The sequence below is a fragment of the Bradyrhizobium sp. genome (genome assembly GCF_030697065.1).
Classification (GTDB): domain Bacteria; phylum Pseudomonadota; class Alphaproteobacteria; order Rhizobiales; family Xanthobacteraceae; genus Bradyrhizobium.
The window spans coordinates 1-4,878 of record NZ_JAUYQU010000299.1; the positions used below are offsets into that span (position 1 = coordinate 1).

The 4,878-nt window shown below is 63.8% G+C and carries 5 protein-coding genes; all 5 read left to right on the forward strand.

Translation table 11 applies throughout. The features are described from left to right. A partial coding sequence (locus Q8R73_RS23765; RefSeq protein WP_305721987.1) for a transketolase family protein occupies positions 1–935 on the forward strand: 935 nt, incomplete at its 5' end. Positions 936–1,030: 95 nt separating this feature from the next. Further along, positions 1,031–1,882, forward strand: a complete 852-nt coding sequence (locus tag Q8R73_RS23770) for a sugar nucleotide-binding protein (protein WP_305721988.1) — start codon at positions 1,031–1,033, stop codon at positions 1,880–1,882. 55 nt (positions 1,883–1,937) lie between these two features. Beyond that, a complete protein-coding gene (gene cysD, locus Q8R73_RS23775) occupies positions 1,938–2,732 on the forward strand; it encodes a sulfate adenylyltransferase subunit CysD (RefSeq protein WP_305721989.1) in 795 nt (264 codons plus the stop codon). A gap of 23 nt (positions 2,733–2,755) precedes the next feature. Further along, complete coding sequence (cysC, locus tag Q8R73_RS23780; protein ID WP_305721990.1) at positions 2,756–4,654, forward strand: adenylyl-sulfate kinase; 1,899 nt, start codon at positions 2,756–2,758, stop codon at positions 4,652–4,654. Positions 4,655–4,725: 71 nt separating this feature from the next. Continuing rightward, positions 4,726–4,878 (forward strand): alpha/beta fold hydrolase (locus tag Q8R73_RS23785; protein WP_371126160.1); only part of this gene is annotated, 153 nt, incomplete at its 3' end.

Here is a 4,878-nt window from a genome sequence, read left to right on the forward strand (position 1 = left end):
CCTGTCTCGACTGGGTTTACAAGCTTGCCAAGCAGGATCCGCGCGTCGTGTTCGTCGGATCCGATCTCAGCCCCGGTCTGCTCGACGAAATGCGGCGAGAGATGCCGGATCGCTGGTTCATGGAAGGCATAGCTGAGCAGAACGTCGTTGGCATGGCCGCTGGCATGGCGATGGAGGGCCTCATTCCCTACGCCAACACGATCGCGACTTTCTTCTCGCGCCGAAGCTATGAGCAGGTGGCGATCGACTGCTGCCTGCACAATGTTCCGGTGCGTCTGGTTTCGAACGGCGGAGGACTGGTCTATGCGCCGCTTGGGCCGACGCATCTTGCCATCGAGGATATTGCGATCATGCGGGCTCTTCCGAACATGACCGTGGTTGCCTGCTGCGACGCCGAGGAAATGAAGCGTTTCATGGACGCCTCGCTGGCGTGGAAGGGACCGATCTACATTCGCCTGGCCAAGGGTGGCGATCCCATCGTCAGCCGTCCGGAGAACGGATTCGAGATCGGCAAAGCCATCGTCATGCGCAAATCCGAAGAGCGAACGCCCATCGTGCTGTTCACCACGGGCGTGATGACGACAAATGCGCTGAAGGCCGCCGATCTTCTTCAGGCTGACGGCATCGACATCTCCGTCGTGCATTTTCATACCATCAAGCCGCTGGATGCGGGTGCCGTGATCGAGCACGCCCGAGGGGCGCGGCTTGTCGTGACCGTCGAGGAAGGCATTGCGATCGGCGGTTTCGGCAGCGCGGTTACCGACCTTCTGGTGGAAGAACTCGGACCCGGCATGCCGCACATGAAACGGATCGCGCTCCCGGACAGCTTCTGCAAGAACTATGGCGTTCAGAACGATCTGTTCGAGGTTTACGGACTCACGCCCCGGCAAATCGCCCGCACGGTCATCGAAAAAGTTGGTGCTCTGGCCGCCTGACTGTGGATCGATAGCTGCTTCGAGACATCGGGTCAGGCGTGCTTTTGAGGTGTGTCGACCGGCCGGAATGGACGCGCGTTGTTTAAAGGCAAGCCATGTTTCTTGTGGTTGGAGGTAACTCCGAGATTGGATCAGCGACAGCACAACTGATCCGGTCGCGTGGCGGAGAGGTGGTCTGCACGACGCGGCGGCTACCCACGGCGCCCAACGAGGTACTGCTCGATCTGGGCGGGCCAGTGCAGGATTTTGCGATTCCCGAGGGAGTGAAATCGGCCTGCATCTTTGTCGCGGTCGCGCGACTGGCCGCTTGCGAGGCCGACCCTGCCGGATCGGCCCGCATCAACGTCGAGCAGAGCGCCGCGCTGACAGAGATGCTTGCGGCGAGGGGAGTGTACACGCTCTTTCTGTCGACCAATCAGGTTTTCAACGGTGACACTCCCCATGTACCATGGGATGCGCCGGTCTCGCCGATCAGTGAATATGGGCGACAGAAGGCGGCCGCTGAACGAACGCTGCGGGCGCTTATGCGCGAGGGTGCGCCGGTTGGCATATTGCGTCTCGCCAAGGTTGTTTCGCCGGGTATGTCGCTTGTGGAAAATTGGAAGCGTGAACTGGCGGCCGGCCGCCCGATCCGGGCGTTTCACGATATGACGATGGCACCCACACCGGTGAAGGTCGTCGCGGAGGCAATTGCACGAATGATGGAAGACCGTCTGCCAGCCATCGCTCAACTAACCGGGCCAAGCGATGTCACCTATGCTGACGTCGGGCGCTCGATAGCAGAGAGTCTTGGTGTAGATCCGGGCCTGGTGCAGCCGGTGAGCGCTCTCGACAACGGCATGCCACATGGCTCCACGCCACGTTACACCACATTGGACAGTTCGCTTCTTCTGGCGAGGTATGGTCTAACGGCTCCCGCCGCGCTGGACGTGATCCGCGAGCTGTAATAGCGAGGATGGCGTAGGTTTGGCTCGTTCTTTTCAGAGATACGGTGGGTGCCTAGTGGATCATCTCGACGGGCTTGAGGCGCAGAGCATCTACATTTTCAGGGAAGCCTTTGCGCGGCTGAAGAAGCTGGCGCTGCTGTGGTCGCTCGGCAAGGATTCCAACGTCATGATCTGGCTGGCGCGCAAGGCCTTCTTCGGCCGCGTGCCGTTCCCGGCGCTGCATGTCGATACCGGCAAGAAGTTTGCCGAGATGTATGCGTTTCGCGATCGCTACGGCAGGGAATGGGAGCTCGATCTGAAGATCGAACCCTGTCCCCCGCTGGAGACCATCGATCCGACCCTGCCGCCGGCAGCCCGATCCGCCGCGCGGAAAACAGAGGGGTTGAAACTCGCGCTCGCCAAATACGGTTTCGACGGATTGATCGCCGGCATTCGCCGCGACGAGGAAGCCACCCGCGCCAAGGAGCGGGTGTTCTCGCCGCGCGGCACCGAAGGCGGATGGGACGTGCGCGATCAGCCGCCTGAATTCTGGGACCAGTTCAACGCCTCGCCGCCGCCGGGCGCGCATCTGCGCATTCACCCGATCCTGCATTGGACCGAGGCCGATATCTGGGCCTACACCAGGCGCGAGAACATTCCGATCATTCCGCTGTATCTGGCCAAGGACGGCAAGCGCTATCGCTCGCTGGGCGACCAGGACATCACCAGCCCGGTGGCGTCGACCGCCTCGACGATCGAGGAAATCCTGATCGAGCTTGACGGCACCAGGGTGCCGGAACGGGCGGGCCGCGCGCTGGATCACGAGACCGAAGACGCCTTCGAGCGGCTGCGCGTCGCCGGCTACCTCTGACGGATACCGAGTTGAGCGCTCTCATGAACATGATCGTCCCGACCGCGACACCGGCGACGCCGAACGGCACCACGCGCCCGCAGGTCCGCATCGTCATCGTCGGCCATGTCGATCACGGCAAGTCGACGCTGGTGGGCCGGCTGCTGCACGAGACCGGCAGCCTGCCCGAGGGCAAGCTCGACATGCTGAAGGCGGTCAGCGCCCGCCGCGGCATGCCGTTCGAATGGTCGTTTCTGCTGGATGCGCTGCAGACCGAGCGCGACCAGGGCATCACCATCGACACCACCCAGATCAGCTTCCGCACCCGCTCGCGCGACGTGGTGCTGATCGACGCGCCCGGCCACGCCGAATTCCTGCGCAACATGATCACCGGCGCCTCGCAGGCGGACGGCGCGGTCCTGATCATCGACGCGCTGGAAGGCGTGCGCGACCAGACCCGGCGCCACGGCTATCTGCTGCATCTTCTCGGCGTCAAACAGGTCGCGGTCGTCGTCAACAAGATGGACCGGGTCGATTTCAGCGCCGAACGGTTCAGGCAGATCGGCGACGAGATTTCGGCGCATCTGACCGGCCTCGGCCTGACGCCGTCGGCGGTGATTCCGGTTTCCGCGCGCGACGGCGACGGCGTCGCCGAACGCACGCCGCGGATCGCATGGTTTGACGGCCCCACCGTGGTCGAGGCGCTGGACGCGCTCGAACCGGCGCGGCCGCTGGAAACGCTGGCGCTGCGGCTGCCGGTGCAGGCGATCTACAAATTCGACGACCGCCGGATTGTGGCGGGCCGCATCGAATCCGGCAGCCTTGCCGCCGGCGACGAGATCGTCATCATGCCCGCGGGCAAGATCGCCAGGATCAGGACCGTCGAGAGCTGGCCGGTCACCCCTATGCAGGAAAGCCAGGGCGCCGGCCGCTCCGTCGGCATCACGCTCGACCGCGAATTGTTCGTCGAACGCGGCGACGTCATCGCCCATGTCGGAAGCACGCCGCGCGACACCCGACGGATTCGGGCGCGGATCTTCTGGCTGCACGACAAGCCGCTGGCGGAAGGCGCCTCGATTCTGGTCCGGCTCGGCACACGGGAAACCCGCGCCACCGTGGTCGCGATCGAGAAGGCGGTCGACCCCGGCGAACTCGCGGGCGTCGAGACCAGGGCGATTGCGCGCAACCATGTCGGCGAGATCGACATCGCGCTGGCGCAGCCGATCGCCGCCGATCCCTACAGCGACAATCCGCGCACCGGCCGCCTCGTCATCGAGGTCAACGGTCGCATTGCCGGCGGCGGCCTCATTTTGTCCGTCGCGACCGGGAAACGCTCTATCCCGGTCGACATCGTTCCTGTGGAATCCGCGATGAGCGCCGGCGAATGCCTGGCGCGGTATCGTCACAAAGGCGCCGTGCTATGGCTGACGGGACTGCCCGGTTCGGGAAAATCAACATTGGCGCGTGCGATTCAGCGCCGGCTGTTCGACAATGGCGGCTCGCCCATTCTGCTGGATGGCGACACCTTGCGCGCCGGCCTCAACGGTGACCTCGGCTTCTCCGCGAAAGACCGCAGCGAGAACATTCGCCGTCTCGCCGAAGTCGCAACCCATCTGGCGCGCAACGGCCATATCGCGATCGTCGCCGCGGTATCGCCGTCGGCAGAAGATCGATCTGCGGCGCGGCGCATTGCCGGCGCGGCATTCCGGGAAATCTATGTCGCTACGCCGGCAGATGTCTGTGAACGCCGCGATCCCAAGGGGCACTATGCGAAGGCACGCGCTGGCGCGTTGCCGGGGTTCACCGGGATCGGAAAAGATTATGAGCCGCCTGTTGCGAGCGAGTTGACGATCGACACCTCGTCCCGCTCCGTCACCAGCGCGGCCGATGAACTCGAAGACATGCTGGTCAAGACCGAAATTCTGCTCGATTTGTCGGAATGAGACAAGGCAGGCAAGATATCGGCGCCGACACGGCGCTGGACGTGGCCAGCATCGGCGTTTATTCAAACCACATGACCTCTTCATCGGCCGCGCCGCAGGCGCGCTATTACCAGTCCCAGGGACTCCGGCTGCACTACACCGACTGGGGCAACGCATCGGCGCCGCCGCTGCTGCTGGTCCATGGCGGCCTTGATCATTCCCGTAGCTGGGACCATGTGGCGCAG

Excerpts from the sequence above, each read along its gene's own strand:
- Q8R73_RS23770 (WP_305721988.1), top strand. The coding sequence starts at position 1,031 with ATGTTTCTTGTGGTTGGAGGTAACTCCGAGATTGGATCAGCGACAGCA.
- cysC (WP_305721990.1), top strand. The coding sequence starts at position 2,756 with ATGAACATGATCGTCCCGACCGCGACACCGGCGACGCCGAACGGCACC.